We start from the raw sequence: 15,407 nt of genomic DNA, 5'->3' as shown, positions 1-15,407 counted from the left end.
ACAACCATGCAAGAAGAACAAACACAAGATAACCAACTCAATATTGAACTTTCAGAAGAGGTGGCCGAGGGCATATTTTCCAACCTGGCCATCATTACGCATTCAAATACCGAATTTGTACTCGATTTTATCCGGGTTATGCCGGGTGTACCAAAGGCAAAAGTGAAGTCGAGAATTATTTTAACGCCTGAACATGCGAAACGGCTGATGCAGGCCATGGAGGATAACATTGAGAAATATGAAGCAATTAACGGCCGCATCAAAACGCAGGATGAGCCGCCTTTCCCGATGAATTTTGGCGGCCCGGCAGCACAGGCCTGACGTTATCGGGGCAGACTGTTCAGCTGCCCGGTTACCAGCTTTTCAATCTGCGCATACATAGCGGGCTCGAACCAATGCATGGCGCTGTCTTTTCTGAACCAGGTTAGCTGGCGTTTGGCAAATCGCCGTGTATTTTGCTTGATGCGTTCTACAGCCTCCCTAAGGTTACTTTTGCCATCCAGGTAATCAAACAGTTCGGTATAACCTACGGTCTGCAGCGCATTTAAGCCGCGATAGGGCAGCAGCGTCTGTACTTCGTCAAGCAATCCCGCAGCCATCATCTGGTCTACACGGTTGTTGATGCGTTCGTAAAGCGCTGCTCGATCCATGTTGAGGCCAATGCGCAATATATGAAACGGACGTTCCTTTTGTGTTCGCGTTCGCATGCCTGAAAGTTTGAGTCCTGTAGAAAAAAACACTTCCAGCCCGCGAATCATGCGCTGCGGATTGTGTTGGTCAACGATGGCAGCATACTCCGGATCAACTTCCCATAATTTCTGGCGGATGACCTCAACGCCTTGTTCCCGGTGCAGCCGGTTCATCTTTTCACGAACCTCCAGATCAATCTCAGGCATATCATCAAGCCCGTTGCAGAGCGCATTGATATACAAACCCGAACCGCCAACAGCAACAATTACCTGGTGTTTCTTAAACAACCCGTTTAAAGTGGCGAGTGCGGCATTTTCAAAATCGCCGGTGCTGAATAAAGTGGTAATGCTATGGGAATCAATGAAATGGTGCGGAACAGCAGCGCGTTCTTCCGCGTCTGGCTTGGCGGTGCCAATGCTCATTTCACGAAAAAACTGCCTGGAGTCTGCAGAGATAATTTCTGTATTAAAATGCCTGGCCAGCTTGATGGCAAGCGCCGTTTTTCCCACGGCTGTCGGACCGGCCACCACGACCAGTAATTTAGCTTGTGTGTCCGCTGTCGCCATGTGTTCTGCTGGAGAAACGTGTGCAGGTGCCGTTAGTAATCGTTCTTATGGCCGTCTTCGTCGTAGTTTTCGTTGTCAGAAAATTCGTCAGAAAACTCGTCTCCTTCACCCTCTTCTTCTGTGTCCTCTCCTTCCCGTTCCTGCTCGTTGATGCCCATCTCGCCCATGGCTTCCAGTTCGTCTGTATCTTCAGGCACAAAGTCCATGTCATTCAGGAAATCGAATTCGTCAGACTTAGCCGTTTCGGCAGCGGCGGCAGGCAGGTTTTTGTCAAATATTTTTGGCGCCTCGCCCACACTTTTTGCCAGGAAAGGGTACTCGATGTTCGGATCGGCATCCAGAATAATTCGGATCAGCTCGACATGAAAGTCATACGGCCGTTCAAAATTGTAAGTGTAGTAAAATTTCTGGTGCGGATCTTCTATAAAGGCACTCAGCTTGGATTTACCCATCAGCGCCACGCCCTGATCTTCCTTTCTTTTGTTCGGCAGATACGCAATTTCGTCACCTTTGATCCAGTTATCGGTACTCACGTAGAACGACGACGATTTTTCAGGCGAATAACCGGTTGAACGGTGAATTGCCCGGTGCAGATCCTCAAACGTCTGGTTTGATTTAATCTCGATCTCGCGCGAGATCTCGTCGTAGTCTTCGAATGTGATTTTGAATTTATAGATAGCCATATACCAATCCGCCTGTCAGCGCAGTGTTTTTTTTCCGCGTTATGCCTTAACAGTAGAAATAACGCAAAGTTTATAATAAGTGTAAAATTAAAAATAAATATCGAATCCTGTACCGGTGTGCCGCATTGTATGTTGTGAATGGTTATTTCGGCTGCAGACCCATGCCCGCTGCTGTAGACAGCATAAAGTTGAAAGCCTCTGTACGGTCGTTCCTGATTTCGCCCTCGAGGATGGCTTCGCGAATTGCATTTTTAATGATACCGACCTCTTTTCCAGGGCCAAGGCCGAACGTTTCCATGATGTCTGTTCCGGTTACGGGCGGCTGCCAGTTGCGAATCTGGTCACGCTCCTCCACATCTTTCAGTTTCTGCTTTACCAGTTCGAAATTGCTCCGGTATTTTTTAATCTTGTATTCGTTCTTGGTCGTGACGTCGGCATTGCACAACAGCATCAAGGCCTCAATGTCTTCTCCTGCATCGAACAGAAGCCGGCGAACGGCAGAGTCTGTAACCACCTCCTGCGCCAGCACGATGGGGCGAAGGTGCAGTTGCACCAGTTTCTGAACAAATTTCATGTGCTCATTCAGCGGCAGCTTCAACTGGGCAAAGATCTTGGGCACCATGCGTGCACCCTTGTCTTCATGCCCATGAAATGTCCAGCCATGGCCGTCTTCAAAACGTTTGGTAGCGGGCTTGGCAATGTCATGCAGAATGGCGGCCCATCGAAGCCACAGGTCGTCTGAATAAAGACTGAGATTGTCCAGCACCTGTAGGGTGTGGTAAAAATTGTCCTTGTGTCCCTTGCCTTTTACGATGTCTACACCGTACAGGTCGGCCATTTGCGGAAAGATCAGCCGCAGTAAACCGGTGTCAAAAAGGTAATTAAAACCGACCGATGGTTCAGGTGAGAGAATAATTTTGTTCAGTTCGTCTGTAATACGCTCTTTAGACACAATGCTGATGCGTGCCTTTTGGCTTTCGATGGCCTTAAGCGCAGCTTCATCGATGCGAAAGGCCAGCTGAGCGGCAAAACGGATGGCCCGCATCATGCGCAGGGGGTCATCTGAAAAAGTGATTTCCGGGTCGAGCGGTGTGCGGATGAGCCGGTTGTCCAGGTCTTCAACACCGCCAAAGGGATCGACAAGCTGCCCGTATGTGCCGTGATTCAGCGATATGGCCAGGGCGTTGATCGTGAAATCACGCCGCAACTGGTCGTCTTCCAGGCTGCCGTCTTCTACAATGGGTTTTCGCGAATCGCTCCGGTACGATTCTTTCCGGGCACCAACAAATTCAATCTCAAGGTCCTGGTGCCGCAGCATGGCCGTGCCGAAATTTTTAAATACCGAAACCCTGGCCTGCAGTTTTCTGCCAACCTTCTCAGCAAATGAGATCCCGTTTCCCAGCACAACGATGTCGAGATCTTTCGAGGGGCGGTGCAGGAAAATGTCACGTACATAACCGCCGATCACAAAAACCCGGATCTGCTCTTCTGCGGCAACGCTGGCCAGGGTCTCAAACACGGGGTGTGACAGGTATTGTTCCAAATTTTCTTGAGTTAGCTGGGCCAAAATGGCCGGGGGTCACAAAAATAAGAATTCTTATTTCCTGATAAAGGAAAATTGCCCGCCGGCACCAAGTTTCATGATCGTAGACGGCGTTTTCGGTGTTCGCAGTTCCTGTTCAAAGTCAATAACCAGGTCTGCTGCTGCCTTGATTGTTGCGTCAATATCGTCGAAGGTTGCGGGCGAGGGCGCGCCGCTTGGGTTGGCCGATGTAGAGACAATGGGTTTGCGAAAGCGCTGCAGGAGTTGCGTGCAGAAATCATGTTTTACAATGCGGATGCCGACCGAGCCGTCGCTGTTGATGACTTCCGGCGCCAGGTTTTTTGCGCCGTCAAAGATCAGCGTCAGCGGCTTCTCTGCATATTCGATCAGGTCGTATGCCACTTCCGGAATTTCCTGCACATAACCTGCCAGTTTGGTGTCGGTATCCAGCAGCACGATGAGGCTCTTCTCGGCGGGACGCTGTTTAATGGCCAGCAATTTTTTTACGGCTTCGCTGTTCGTCGCATCGCAGCCCAGGCCCCAGATCGTATCGGTCGGGTACAAAATAACGCCTCCGTTTTTTAATACGTCGAGGGCTTTTTCAATTTCCTGTTTCAACATGGTTCAGTAATTTGAGGTAACATTTCATGAGCTGTCCGGCCAGCAGGGCATCATCGAACTGCTGCAGGTGCCCTGTGCCTGAGCGGATCATCTCCGCCCGCAGCGCATGATCGGTCAGTATGCGGTTAATGGCACCGGCAAGCGCAGGAGCGTCGTCAGGCGAGACGTACAAACCCCCGGGACCGCCGGCCTCTTCCAGGCAGGATCCGGTGGCCGCCACCACGGGCACGCCGCTGTGCAGAGCCTCAAGCAAGGGAATGCCGAAACCTTCGTACCGCGAGGGATATACAAAAATCTTAGCGCACTGATAAATTCCCGGCAGATCGGCAAAAGGAACGTTTTCCAGGAAAATAACCCGATTCTCGAGCTGCAGCCGATCTATTGCCGCCTGTACGCGGGCAAAGTATGGTGTTTTTTTTCCGACCACAACCAGTTTCAGTGCCGGCTCGGACAGGTGCGGCAGTGCTTCGATCAGCAGGAGCAGGTTCTTACGTACTTCTATCGTACCCACGTTCAGCAGGTAGCCGGCAGGCAGGGCATAGCGGCTTCTGATGTCTTGCAGTGTGTTTTCTGGCAATTTGTTTCTAAAGGCTGGATCACAGCTTTGATATACCACTTCGATCCGCGAAGGGTCAATGCCGTAATGCTGCACAATGTCCTGCTTTGTACGCTCGCTGATGGCAATGATCTGGTCTGCCTGCCGGCAGGCATACTGGCTTTTTAGCTTATAAATCAGTCGGTCTGCGGGTTTGTACCACTGCGGAAACTTTAAAAAAATAAGGTCATGGATTGTAACCACAGAACGGATGCGTGTTTTGCTGATGGCAAACGGTATTTCATGGCTCAGACCGTGAAACAGCTGAACGCGGTCGCGCAGCAGGTCCCTGATCACACCAAAGCTTCGCCAGAACAGGCTTTTTTTTGCCGGGGTCTTCAGGGCGACACCCGGTATGCTTAAAAAGCGGTCTATGGCTGGCCCGGAAGATCTTTTTGGCGTGTAGACCAGGTAGTTCTGGCCCGGAAAGGTGCGTGCCAGGGTGCCGATCAGCCAGCGGCTGTAATTGCCCAGTCCTGTGCTGTTGTTGGCAGCGCGCTTGCCGTCAAAACCGATCGTGACGGGGCTGAAAGAAGAAAGTTCAGCCCCGGTTACCGAAGCTGAACTTTCTTTTATCTGGATTGCCCCTTTTGCGTTTTCCACGTCGCGGTAGTTAAACTGCTACGTTATGATCGCGCAGCGCGTTATTGAGCGATGTCTTTTTATCTGTAGATTCCTTGCGCTGGCCAATGATGAGCGCACAGGGAACCTGGAAGTCGCCGGCAGGGAATTTTTTGGTGTAGCTGCCCGGAATCACGACAGATCTTGCAGGAACAATGCCTTTGTATTCCACAGGCTCGTTTCCAGTTACATCAATGATCTTTGTCGATGCCGTCAATACAACGTTCGCACCCAGAACGGCCTCTTTTTCTACACGCACACCTTCAACAACTATGGCACGTGAGCCGATGAAACAATCGTCTTCAATGATGACCGGTGCAGCCTGAACAGGCTCGAGCACACCACCAATGCCCACACCACCCGAAAGGTGAACCCGCTTGCCGATCTGTGCGCAGGAACCGACCGTAGCCCAGGTATCGACCATTGTGCCTTCGTCTACATATGCGCCGATATTGACGTATGAAGGCATCATGATCACGCCCTTGGCCAGATAAGCGCCATAACGGGCCAGACCGTGCGGAACAACGCGTACGCCTTTTTCCCGGTAGTCGGTCTTGAGTTCCATTTTGTCATGAAATACAAAGGGACCCACTTTTATCTCTTTCATTTCCCGAATCGGAAAATAAAGGATTACTGCCTTTTTGATCCACTCATTGACTCCCCAGGAATTGAGTACCGGCTCGGCGACACGGATTTCCCCTTTGTCGAGTTGCATGATGACGGTCTCTATCGCTTCGCAGTATTCGCTGTATTCGAGTAAGGAACGGTCTTCCCAGGCGGCTTCAATAAGTTTCTTTAAATCTGATAACATTTGAATTTTTTGCACAAAATAAATCAAAAATCTCTATTGACCCGCTATTTTGTTCCGTAATTTTGAATTTCATGGCAGAACAGGAAAAACTCAGGATCGATAAATACCTTTGGGCGATACGGATTTTTAAGACCCGCAGCCTGGCAACCGAAGCCTGTAAGGCGGGAAGGGTCAAACTGAACGGGCAGAATATCAAACCCTCGGCCATTGTCAAGGTGGGCGAGGTGTACCAGGTTTCGAAAGGGATTGAAAAAAAGATCATTGAGGTGGTCGAGCTGTCTTACAACCGAACCGATTCGCCAACCGCCCTGACCAAATACAAGGACCTGACCCCGCCGGAAGAAACGCAGGGCTTTAAATCGATGTTTCATGCACCTGTACTGAAGCGCGACCGCGGCAGCGGGCGCCCCACAAAAAAAGACCGTCGGGAAACAGACGGCCTGATCGAAGGTTTCTTCGGCGACGAGGAATAGTCTTTTCCGGAAAGCGAGCGTACTGCTTCTCGCAGCCGGCAGCCCTTTCTTCCGCTGTGTCCCGTCGTACCTCCGGGTACGCCGCTGCAGCAAGGTTTAATGAACGGGCGGCGGTGCAGCAAACAGCGGCAGCTTTCCCTGCCAGAGCAGACGAAACCGGGAGCCTCAACGCGGTACATTTTCAAGCAAGCCTCTTTTTTCAAAATGGCGCATCCGGTACGCCATCATGGCTGTACGTCCAAGTTTGCTTAAGAGGCGGTAATTGACCACCGCGCCCACTGCTGCCCCTACTCCCGGAATAAGCTGGGCCATTTTGGCGAGGTCAATGTAATCGCGGTATTCCTGCTGAAACCGCTGCCAGTCGAAATGATCCGCATCGGTTGAAAGCAGCATGGGTTGCGTATCCCAGTTGCGCATGCGGCTAAAAACCTGGTGACTGCCCTGTTTGCTGGAGAATGCTAGTTGAAAAATATGGAGAATGAACAGGCGCTCTTTGAAATCTTTTACGTCATAGCCATAAACAGAAGCGATCTCAAAGACCAGTTTGATCTTGATGCCAATCAGGATGGGGAAGTCTGCCAGGCTCATCAGGAAGCCGCCGGCTCCGGTTATGCCGCCTTCGGCAGCACCGGTTTTGCGGTAACTTTCAATTTTGTGCCGAACGAGTGCTTCGCGGTGCATCAGGCTCAGGTCTGCCGGCGGGTTGCTGCTCGTGGTATAGCGAGAGCCGAACAAAACCAGCTGCACCATGGATTTCACCGCCGCCGTAATGCCTTTATGAACCTTCTCGGGAATGTAACCGTTCAGCTTTTCCTGGACTTTCCGGGTTACCTGATCATACAGGCCAGGGCGTCTCAGTAATTTGTGCTGCCATTCCATCCATTCTGCGCCGATTTTTTCTTCGTAGGTCATCATGTAAGTATAAACGCTTGCAAGTCGCTAAAGTTGAGAAATTAAGCGGCGTTGCCGCAAAGCGGCGCCCGCAGCGTGAAAAAAAAGTTTGGGAACTAAAGGTTGAATCTGTAAATTTAAGAAACGGCGGTATCTTGCCTTTAAAAGACACCTGCAGCAACGGGTTAACACCGATCACAAACAACAAACTATAGAGGTAACCGGCCGGCAGCTTGCCGGCCTTTTTTAATAGGCAATCCGGCCTTCTGTGCGGTTCCAGTCTTCAAACGCTTTGGCAGCCTCATCAGCCAGCAACTGCCGGGCCGGAAGGCTGCGCGCTGCTGCAGGTTTATCCAGCTCTTCATAAATGAACTGGTCATTAAAGCCGGCGGCGGCTGCATCCTGTTTGGTATTGCCGTAGTAAATGGCCTGAATGCGTGACCAGTATATGGCACCCAGGCACATGGGGCAAGGTTCACAACTGGTGTAAATGACACAGCCACTCAGGTCGAACGAGTCGAGTTCCTTGCAAGCCAGGCGAATGGCAGATACCTCGGCATGTGCCGTAGGGTCGTTGGTGCTGGTGACCTTATTAGCGCTTCTTGCCACAACCTCACCGTCCTTTACCACCACAGCGCCGAAAGGGCCGCCTTTCAGGCTGGATACATTCTGCTCGGCCAGCTCAATGGCCATTCTCATGAATTTTGCGTGTTCGGAATCTTGCATGGTTCTGCAGCAGCAAAAAAAATGCCCCGAATTCGGGGCATTTTTTCGTACGCTCTGAGCGTTTTATTTTTTCCTGCTTTTGTAATCCTCATTCAGGCCCTTGATTACTTCTGAAGTTACGTCAAGGCTCTCATCGGCAAACAGGATGGTCCCGTTGCCGCGGGTATAACTCATGACCATCTTATAACCTTTTTCTTTGGCGTATTTTTTAAGGTAATCTGCCACGCGGTCATACAGTTTCTCATTTTCCTGGGCTTGCTCATTCTGGAAAGCGGCACCGGCATTTTGCTGGTAAGCCTGCAGTTCCTGCTGTTTGCGCGCCAGGCGCTCTTCGGTCGCTTTGCGCTGATCGGCAGAAAGTGACTGTGCCTGCTGCTGGTACTGGGCTACTTCACGCTGAAACGCCTGGCCTTTGGCCGTCAGATCTGACTGGGCATTTTTTGATTTGCTGTCGAATTTGGTTTTCAGGTCTTTGTAAAAGTCATATTTGTTCAGCAGTGAATCTGAGTTCACGAACACGATCTTATCTGAAGCGGACACGGGTGCAGCACTTTCGGTTTTCGTGGTTGCAGCCGTGTTTTTAGATGTTTCGTTCTTGCACGCAGCGAACGAAGAGATCATTGCGGCCGCCGCAAAAATACCAAACACATTCAGGGTTTTAATTTTCATTCTCTTCAATAAATTTCAACAAATATAAAAATCAAATTCAAGTATCCGATAAAATGCACGGAATTGTACAAAAGCCCCTTCAGGGTCAAATAAATTATCCACATCGTAGGCCGTCTGGGCTATTTTTCGTATTTTTGATACTTATTGTTTATACACATTTATGAGCGAAGAAAAAGATCCGAAATCTACATATTCGGCAGATAATATCCAGGTTCTGGAAGGTTTGGAAGCGGTGCGAAAGCGCCCTTCGATGTATATAGGCGATACCGGAGTGAAGGGTTTGCACCACTTGGTTTACGAGGTGGTCGACAACTCGATCGACGAGGCGCTGGCCGGTTATTGTACAGATATCCTGGTCACCATTCATGAAGGTAATTCAATTACGGTAGAAGATAATGGTCGGGGAATCCCAACCGGGATCAACACAAAAGAGGGCAAATCTGCACTTGAAATCGTGATGACGGTCCTGCATGCCGGCGGCAAGTTCGATAAGGATACCTATAAGGTGTCTGGTGGTTTGCACGGTGTTGGTGTCAGTTGCGTCAATGCACTTTCCACCCATGTAAGAACGGTTGTACACCGCGAAGGAAAAATATTTACCCAGGAATACGAACGCGGCAAGCCGCTGTTTGATGTTAAAGAGATCGGCGTTTCAGACCGCACGGGCACCATTCAGACTTTTCAGCCCGATGCTGAGATCTTTACCCAGACCACCGAATATAAATACGACACGCTTGCCGCACGTTTGCGTGAACTGGCCTTCCTGAACAAGGGCATCAAACTGACGCTTACAGACGAGCGTGAGAAAAATGAAGATGGCGAGTTCCTCTCAGAAACCTTTTTCTCAGAGGGGGGACTGCGCGAGTTCGTTAAATTTCTTGACGGCACCCGTGTGCCCATCATTCCTGAGCCCATTTATGTAGAGGGAATGCGCCAGGGAATTCCGGTCGAGCTGGCCCTGCAATACAACGACAGTTACAGTGAGAACGTGCATTCGTATGTAAACAATATCAATACGCATGAGGGAGGTACCCATATTGCCGGTTTTCGCCGCGGACTAACACGTACACTGAAAACATATGCCGATAAATCTGGTCTGCTGAAAAACCTGAAGATAGAGATTACCGGTGATGACTTCCGTGAAGGATTGACCGCAGTTGTCTCTGTAAAGGTTGCCGAACCCCAATTTGAAGGCCAGACCAAGACCAAACTGGGCAACTCTGAGGTAATGGGTGCTGTAGATGTGGCCGTTGGCGAAGCATTGGGCGCATACCTGGAAGAAAATCCGAAAGAAGCGAAAATGATCGTGCAGAAAGTGGTGCTGGCTGCAACAGCCCGCGCAGCTGCCCGCAAGGCCCGCGAAATGGTACAGCGCAAGAGCGTCATGGGTGGTTCAGGTTTGCCCGGAAAACTTGCCGACTGTTCTGACAGCGACCCGCAGAAATGCGAGATCTTCCTGGTAGAAGGGGACTCGGCCGGTGGAACAGCCAAACAAGGCCGCGACCGGAATGTGCAGGCCATTCTGCCGCTTAAGGGTAAGATCCTGAACGTGGAGAAAGCGATGGAACATAAGATCTATGAAAATGATGAGATCAAGAACATGTTCACTGCCCTCGGTGTCAGCATCGGAACGCCTGAAGATGATAAAGCGCTGAACCTCGAGAAACTTCGTTATCACAAGATCATCATCATGACGGATGCCGATATTGACGGATCGCACATCACCACGCTGATCCTTACGTTCTTCTTCCGGTATATGAAACAACTGATCGAAGCCGGTTATGTATACATCGCTTCACCGCCGCTTTACCTGGTTAAGAAAGGAAAGGAACAGGAGTACTGCTGGAATGACGACCAGCGCGATGCTGCCGTACAGCGCCTTAAAGGTGCCGGCAAAGAAGACAGCGTACATATTCAACGGTATAAAGGTCTGGGCGAGATGAATGCAGAACAGCTGTGGGAAACCACCCTCAACCCTGCTACCCGCACCCTGATGCAGGCAACCATTGAAAGCGCTGCCGAGTGCGACCATACCTTTTCCATGCTGATGGGCGATGAGGTTGCCCCGCGCAGGGAATTTATTGAACGCAATGCGAAATATGCCAAGATCGACGCGTAGTTTAGAATTAAAATATGCAAAAGCCGCCCCAATGGGCGGCTTTTTTTGTGACAGGGGAATGCTGAAATGGTAAACAGTCCCGCCTTGACGATTTCCCGCCAACCGCCTAAAGAAAGGCACCGGGCACTACATTTTTACCGCTTCAGATTTTTCTTTCAGGGATTTAAGCCCGTTTTCGAAATCTTTGCCAACCATGCCGTCCATCATGAGCGACATCCATTTATCGAAAGTGCCGCGATTTTCTCCCGACATGGTCCAGGTAACCCGGGTGGCCTTGCCGGCAGGCGACAGGTCAAACCGCGTGTCAGAGCTGCTCTCAAAGGGTTTGATAAACCTGAGGTCGATGTCTGTCATTTTGTTGGGCACGGTTTCGGTGATCTTCATCTCGCCGCTGCCGGTCTTGTCGCCCTGCCAGGCATAAATGTGTCCGGGCTGGGCCGGCGTTCCGGTTACGGTAACCTTCGCGGTCGGTTCCATTTTGGCCCAGGGATTCCATTGCCTGAACTCATTAAAATCCGAAATGTTCCGGTAAATCACACTGTCTGGCGCATTGATTTCGGTGCTGCGGCTCAGGCTGTAAGTGGCAGGCAGAAAAAGGCCGCCAACGAAGAAGATGATTGCCAGGACAATAATGATCCCCACAATAATTTTTAGCGCTTTCATAACGTTTGTTTTGGTTGGTTGAAGTTAACCAATCGTTATGAATATCAAAATACCTGCAGGCCACCGGCCTGCAGGTATGCTATTATTCGCTCAGGGTACTCGGTTCCACTACCGGCTGCGGCAGTCCGAGGTTGGCGATTTCGGTGTAAACAGAAGCGTCTACCTGGAAGCCCCATTTTTTAAAAAAGTTGGTCAGGTTACGGCCCGAAACAGTGCAGGACTTAAGCATAAAGTAGCGCATTTTCTGTGCGTCTGTCGATACAGCCGGTTGTTCAACGCGTGTAACTTTATGCAGGTTTTTATAGAAGTTTTCTCCGAATGCCAGGCGCAGTTGCTCAAACATGCAAAGACGTGTCCAAACATCGCCTGCCATCGAACTGCTGTTAAAATCTTTGGTCGTAGACGGGTTCGCAATCCATGTCAGTGCTGCCGCCCACTTGTTCTCGCGTTTAAGCCGGGAAGGGGTAACACCCATGGCGCGCTCGACCGCCAGACTATAGATATTTACGGTAACTTCGCCCAATGTGCTCCATTTCCAAGGCTGCTGCTGGTGCATATGGCCCAGTTCATGCCATGGTCCCCAGCCATCCTGGCCGCCGATCATCGAAGTGAAGGCTGCCGGCGCAGCAGCCGTAACGTAAGCCGTCCGGTAATAGGTGGCAACCATCCAGTAGTCCGGATTGTCGGTTTCAGTTAACAGCAAGCGGCTGTTCACATTCCGCTGGTGCTGTGGTGCAGATCCATCTAGGCCGCTGAACGCTTCCTGCACATTCATGGTCTGGTCAGCTTTTGCCAATACATAGTTGTTGTCCTGGGTTTGGGTAGACTGCGCACGGCTGCGCGAATAGACCTGGTACACCCTGTCGCCGATCAGGATTACATCAGGCACATTGCTGTACGTGGCGATCTGGCTGGCCCAACTGGTTGCGGTTGTCGCATTTTTAATGTAGATCGGAACGCGCTGATGGCCGCTGTTAAAGGTAATGCGCACCTTGCTGTTCGGCGTCTGGTTGGTGCCAAAACGGACCCAGATCAATCCGCCGTTGCTGTCTGCGGTAATCGTGTTTGTGCCGGTATTCAGGTTAATGACCTGCGGGTTCCATTTATTGGTATACCGGGAATAGGTGCCGATCAGAATCTGCGGCCGGCGTGTGCCGAGCAGCTGCTGCACGGTTATTTGCATGGAGGCGTTCGGCGCCAGGTAAAAACCAGTAGGATCAAAGTCGGTCCAATAGGCGCCGAGCTGAAGTCGTGTGTTCTCTGAGCCTGCGTCTTTCAGTTCGTTGAATTCCTGGATATTGGTGCCCACCGTGGTGTACAGGTTGGGATTTGCTGCGCTCGTCTGGGCGGGTTGGGTAACCTGCTTTTCTGCTGTTTCGGCCGGATTAGCCGCTTTTTTACACGAGGCAATGGTTTGGAAAGCTGTGCATAGAATAGCCAGCCTTAAAAGGGTGATTTTCATGGTTTGATTTAATAGGTAATGATTTGGTTAGAAAGGTCTGTTCGACCTTTGGTGCAACACACGGTTGCCATGCTGAACAGCAATATTACAGATGCATATAACCTCCTTCTTTTTTAGCCTTTCGGCCGTTTAACAATACGATAAAGAATGGTTATAATGCTTAAAACGAATGTAATAAATAAAATCTTAAAATGGTAAAAAACCTTTCCGTTTTTCAGCCGTTCGGTCCGGCTGCTGAAGGTGCCGTTTCAAGAAACAGGCGGAGTTTCGGGTAATTGATCACAGCCCTGTATCTGGTCAGGATATCGCCGCCAATCACGGCAACAATGGCCGGAAAGCCGAATTGGCTGTAGGTGTCTGTAACGGTCTGCAGGTCGAGCACAATGACGGGCAGGTCTGTGACCTTCAACCGGCCAATTCCCAGCAGCGGAACCGTAGCCGATGCGGTAGCGGCGGTGCTGAACAGGGTGGTGGCGCTGAGCTCTTCATGGTCGGTTGCGGGGCTCAGGTGGGCGGCGATGAAGGTACGGTCGAATACCGTACGCGATGCGCCGGTATCGAGTACGGCAAAATGTTTACGGCCCAAAACGAAAACTTCCACCAGCAGGTGGAAGCCATCGTCAAGGTTAAGAAGTTTCAGGGCTGCTGAAGTACGCATTGGTTATACGAGGCTCATCTCGGCCAATACGTTGTTCATGTTGCGCACCGCCTCTGCACTTTTGTTGAAAGCCGCCTGTTCTTTTTCATTCAGCGGGAAGTCGATGATGCGTTCCCAGCCGTCTTTGCCAATGATTACCGGCACACCCAGGCAGATATCTGACTGGCCATATTCGCCTTCGAGCGATACGCAGCATGTAAACAGCTTTTTCTCATCGCGCAGAATGGCTTCAACAAGGGCGGCTCCCGCTGCACCAGGGGCATACCAGGCAGAGGTGCCGATCAACCCGGTCAGGGTGGCCCCGCCAACCATGGTGTCTGCAGCTATTTTTTCAAGCGTTGCTTCGTCGAGCAGGTTGCTTACCGGCAGGCTTTGGTAAGTTGCAAAACGCGTAAGCGGGATCATGGTCGTGTCGCCATGACCACCGATCACGAAACCCTGCAAATCGTTCGGACTACAGTTCAGCGCCTGGCTGAGGTAGTATTTGAAGCGCGAACTGTCTAAGGTTCCGCCCATGCCTATAATGCGTTTCTTTGGCAGGCCAAGCGATTTGAGCGCCAGGTAAGTCATCGTATCCATCGGGTTGCTGATCACGATGAAGATCGCATCGGGCGAGTATTTCAGAATGTTTTCTGCAACGCCTTTAACAATGCCTGCATTGATGCCGATGAGCTCCTCGCGCGTCATACCGGGTTTACGCGGCAGACCGGAGGTAATCACCACAACGCTAGAGCCGGCGGTTTTGCTGTAATCGCCTGTAACACCGGTTATCTTGGTGTCGAAGCCCAGGAGTGTCGCTGTCTGCATCATATCTATCGACTTGCCTTCGGCGAAGCCTTCCTTGATGTCGAGCAATACGACTTCTTCTGCAAGTTCTTTTCTCGCAATGTTGTCAGCGCAAGTTGCGCCGACTGCCCCGGCTCCTACAACAGTTACTTTCATATCAGGTGGTTTAATGGTGATCGATCATATTTGATTCCTGCCTAAGGTAGAAATAAGGCTTTGCTTTAAAAAATGCTTTTTAAAACTTTATATGGCCTGTGGCCGTTTCCATACAAAAGCAGAATTTCTAACAATCCCTTCATGGAAAATGCACCTGTTGACCGCGCTGATGTAGTCGCCTTCGCCGGCAAATGGTACAACCTTTATTCGATTCCTTCTTTCCTCGACTCGCACTGGCGCCAGACGGTTCACACGCATGTTATCCATCCTGACGGGTACTATGTGGTGTTCACCACCTACCAGGTTGTGGGCCAGGACAAAAGAAAGTACATGCGCAGCAAACTCCGTGTTGTACGCGGCAGCAACAATGCCAGGCTGAAGTCTACCTTTTTTTGGCCGCTCAGCACTGACTATTGGATCATTGACCGCGATGACGACTACAGCTATGTTGTGATCGGACATCCACGGCAAAAATACCTTTCCATCATGTCGCGCAAGCCCGGCCTGGATGCTGATGTGCTGGAACAAATCTTAACACGCTGTGCCAGCAAAGGGTATGATACATCAAGGCTCGTAAATCAGGGGTTTTAACGCCGCCACCAGCTGGCAGGACCGTGAAAAGCACGCTGTTGATAATTAACTGACAAAGCCTGGCGGCGGATTGCGTACTTTTG

Annotated in this window: 17 protein-coding genes; 4 read left to right on the top strand and 13 right to left on the bottom strand. The window is 50.7% G+C overall.

Going from position 1 to position 15,407, the window contains the following annotated elements; translation table 11 throughout:
- The first annotated feature begins 6 nt into the window (after positions 1-6).
- Positions 7-321: a DUF3467 domain-containing protein gene (locus C7T94_RS16060; protein WP_107216496.1), complete on the top strand. Its 315-nt coding sequence runs from the start codon at positions 7-9 to the stop codon at positions 319-321.
- A gap of 2 nt (positions 322-323) precedes the next feature.
- On the opposite strand, the gene miaA is transcribed toward C7T94_RS16060, so the two are convergent.
- The 6 genes from miaA to C7T94_RS16030 all read right to left on the bottom strand — a co-directional run bounded on the left by miaA (position 324) and on the right by C7T94_RS16030 (position 6,130).
- Positions 324-1,256 (bottom strand): tRNA (adenosine(37)-N6)-dimethylallyltransferase MiaA, encoded by a 933-nt coding sequence (gene miaA, locus C7T94_RS16055; protein WP_107216494.1) that lies wholly within the window; start codon positions 1,254-1,256, stop codon positions 324-326.
- Between the two features lie 32 nt (positions 1,257-1,288).
- Positions 1,289-1,939, bottom strand: a complete 651-nt coding sequence (locus tag C7T94_RS16050; RefSeq protein WP_107216492.1) for an IS1096 element passenger TnpR family protein — start codon at positions 1,937-1,939, stop codon at positions 1,289-1,291.
- 142 nt (positions 1,940-2,081) lie between these two features.
- Entirely contained in the window at positions 2,082-3,482 is a 1,401-nt protein-coding gene (locus C7T94_RS16045; protein ID WP_107216490.1) for a CCA tRNA nucleotidyltransferase, read from the bottom strand.
- Positions 3,483-3,536: 54 nt separating this feature from the next.
- Positions 3,537-4,103 carry an L-threonylcarbamoyladenylate synthase gene (locus C7T94_RS16040; protein ID WP_107216488.1) on the bottom strand — a complete coding sequence of 189 codons (567 nt, stop codon included), beginning with the start codon at positions 4,101-4,103 and terminating at the stop codon, positions 3,537-3,539.
- Positions 4,084-5,301, bottom strand: coding sequence for a glycosyltransferase family 4 protein (locus tag C7T94_RS16035; protein WP_239495047.1), 1,218 nt, complete (start codon positions 5,299-5,301; stop codon positions 4,084-4,086). The genes C7T94_RS16040 and C7T94_RS16035 overlap by 20 nt, the downstream gene beginning before the upstream one ends.
- Before the next feature lie 10 nt (positions 5,302-5,311).
- Complete coding sequence (locus C7T94_RS16030; protein WP_107216486.1) at positions 5,312-6,130, bottom strand: 2,3,4,5-tetrahydropyridine-2,6-dicarboxylate N-succinyltransferase; 819 nt, start codon at positions 6,128-6,130, stop codon at positions 5,312-5,314.
- 71 nt (positions 6,131-6,201) lie between these two features.
- Here C7T94_RS16030 and C7T94_RS16025 point away from each other — a divergent pair, with 71 nt between their 5' ends.
- Entirely contained in the window at positions 6,202-6,603 is a 402-nt protein-coding gene (locus C7T94_RS16025) for an RNA-binding S4 domain-containing protein (RefSeq protein ID WP_107216484.1), read from the top strand.
- A 165-nt stretch (positions 6,604-6,768) separates the two neighbouring features.
- Here C7T94_RS16025 and C7T94_RS16020 read toward each other — a convergent pair whose 3' ends face one another.
- From C7T94_RS16020 to C7T94_RS16010, 3 genes are all read right to left on the bottom strand, one after another.
- Positions 6,769-7,518, bottom strand: coding sequence for an EcsC family protein (locus C7T94_RS16020; RefSeq protein ID WP_107216482.1), 750 nt, complete (start codon positions 7,516-7,518; stop codon positions 6,769-6,771).
- 222 nt (positions 7,519-7,740) lie between these two features.
- Positions 7,741-8,220 (bottom strand): nucleoside deaminase, encoded by a 480-nt coding sequence (locus C7T94_RS16015; protein ID WP_107216480.1) that lies wholly within the window; start codon positions 8,218-8,220, stop codon positions 7,741-7,743.
- Positions 8,221-8,283: 63 nt separating this feature from the next.
- Positions 8,284-8,889: an OmpH/Skp family outer membrane protein gene (locus C7T94_RS16010; protein ID WP_107216478.1), complete on the bottom strand. Its 606-nt coding sequence runs from the start codon at positions 8,887-8,889 to the stop codon at positions 8,284-8,286.
- A gap of 160 nt (positions 8,890-9,049) precedes the next feature.
- Here C7T94_RS16010 and gyrB point away from each other — a divergent pair, with 160 nt between their 5' ends.
- Positions 9,050-11,008 carry a DNA topoisomerase (ATP-hydrolyzing) subunit B gene (gene gyrB / locus C7T94_RS16005; protein WP_107216476.1) on the top strand — a complete coding sequence of 653 codons (1,959 nt, stop codon included), beginning with the start codon at positions 9,050-9,052 and terminating at the stop codon, positions 11,006-11,008.
- Positions 11,009-11,134: 126 nt separating this feature from the next.
- On the opposite strand, the gene C7T94_RS16000 is transcribed toward gyrB, so the two are convergent.
- The 4 genes from C7T94_RS16000 to mdh all read right to left on the bottom strand — a co-directional run bounded on the left by C7T94_RS16000 (position 11,135) and on the right by mdh (position 14,733).
- The gene (locus C7T94_RS16000; protein WP_107216474.1) at positions 11,135-11,671 is read right to left on the bottom strand and encodes an SRPBCC family protein; all 537 of its coding nucleotides are present in this window, start codon (positions 11,669-11,671) and stop codon (positions 11,135-11,137) included.
- Positions 11,672-11,753: 82 nt separating this feature from the next.
- Entirely contained in the window at positions 11,754-13,133 is a 1,380-nt protein-coding gene (locus C7T94_RS15995; RefSeq protein ID WP_107216473.1) for a M60 family metallopeptidase, read from the bottom strand.
- A 214-nt stretch (positions 13,134-13,347) separates the two neighbouring features.
- Positions 13,348-13,791 carry an aspartyl protease family protein gene (locus C7T94_RS15990; protein ID WP_107216471.1) on the bottom strand — a complete coding sequence of 148 codons (444 nt, stop codon included), beginning with the start codon at positions 13,789-13,791 and terminating at the stop codon, positions 13,348-13,350.
- A gap of 3 nt (positions 13,792-13,794) precedes the next feature.
- Positions 13,795-14,733 (bottom strand): malate dehydrogenase, encoded by a 939-nt coding sequence (gene mdh / locus C7T94_RS15985; RefSeq protein WP_107216469.1) that lies wholly within the window; start codon positions 14,731-14,733, stop codon positions 13,795-13,797.
- A 141-nt stretch (positions 14,734-14,874) separates the two neighbouring features.
- Here mdh and C7T94_RS15980 point away from each other — a divergent pair, with 141 nt between their 5' ends.
- Entirely contained in the window at positions 14,875-15,324 is a 450-nt protein-coding gene (locus tag C7T94_RS15980; RefSeq protein ID WP_107216792.1) for a lipocalin family protein, read from the top strand.
- Positions 15,325-15,407 lie beyond the last annotated feature (83 nt).

The organism is Pedobacter yulinensis, from assembly GCF_003029735.1.
Lineage (GTDB): Bacteria > Bacteroidota > Bacteroidia > Sphingobacteriales > Sphingobacteriaceae > Pedobacter > Pedobacter yulinensis.
This window is presented reverse-complemented; position numbering and strand designations above follow the sequence as displayed.

What these genes read in the sequence shown, in the direction of transcription:
- C7T94_RS16060 (WP_107216496.1), top strand. Translation starts at nt 7, where the DNA reads ATGCAAGAAGAACAAACACAAGATAACCAACTCAATATTGAACTTTCA.
- miaA (WP_107216494.1), bottom strand. Translation starts at nt 1,256, where the DNA reads ATGGCGACAGCGGACACACAAGCTAAATTACTGGTCGTGGTGGCCGGT.
- C7T94_RS16050 (WP_107216492.1), bottom strand. Translation starts at nt 1,939, where the DNA reads ATGGCTATCTATAAATTCAAAATCACATTCGAAGACTACGACGAGATC.
- C7T94_RS16040 (WP_107216488.1), bottom strand. Translation starts at nt 4,103, where the DNA reads ATGTTGAAACAGGAAATTGAAAAAGCCCTCGACGTATTAAAAAACGGA.
- C7T94_RS16030 (WP_107216486.1), bottom strand. Translation starts at nt 6,130, where the DNA reads ATGTTATCAGATTTAAAGAAACTTATTGAAGCCGCCTGGGAAGACCGT.
- C7T94_RS16025 (WP_107216484.1), top strand. Translation starts at nt 6,202, where the DNA reads ATGGCAGAACAGGAAAAACTCAGGATCGATAAATACCTTTGGGCGATA.
- C7T94_RS16020 (WP_107216482.1), bottom strand. Translation starts at nt 7,518, where the DNA reads ATGATGACCTACGAAGAAAAAATCGGCGCAGAATGGATGGAATGGCAG.
- C7T94_RS16015 (WP_107216480.1), bottom strand. Translation starts at nt 8,220, where the DNA reads ATGCAAGATTCCGAACACGCAAAATTCATGAGAATGGCCATTGAGCTG.
- C7T94_RS16010 (WP_107216478.1), bottom strand. Translation starts at nt 8,889, where the DNA reads ATGAAAATTAAAACCCTGAATGTGTTTGGTATTTTTGCGGCGGCCGCA.
- gyrB (WP_107216476.1), top strand. Translation starts at nt 9,050, where the DNA reads ATGAGCGAAGAAAAAGATCCGAAATCTACATATTCGGCAGATAATATC.
- C7T94_RS16000 (WP_107216474.1), bottom strand. Translation starts at nt 11,671, where the DNA reads ATGAAAGCGCTAAAAATTATTGTGGGGATCATTATTGTCCTGGCAATC.
- C7T94_RS15995 (WP_107216473.1), bottom strand. Translation starts at nt 13,133, where the DNA reads ATGAAAATCACCCTTTTAAGGCTGGCTATTCTATGCACAGCTTTCCAA.
- C7T94_RS15990 (WP_107216471.1), bottom strand. Translation starts at nt 13,791, where the DNA reads ATGCGTACTTCAGCAGCCCTGAAACTTCTTAACCTTGACGATGGCTTC.
- mdh (WP_107216469.1), bottom strand. Translation starts at nt 14,733, where the DNA reads ATGAAAGTAACTGTTGTAGGAGCCGGGGCAGTCGGCGCAACTTGCGCT.
- C7T94_RS15980 (WP_107216792.1), top strand. Translation starts at nt 14,875, where the DNA reads ATGGAAAATGCACCTGTTGACCGCGCTGATGTAGTCGCCTTCGCCGGC.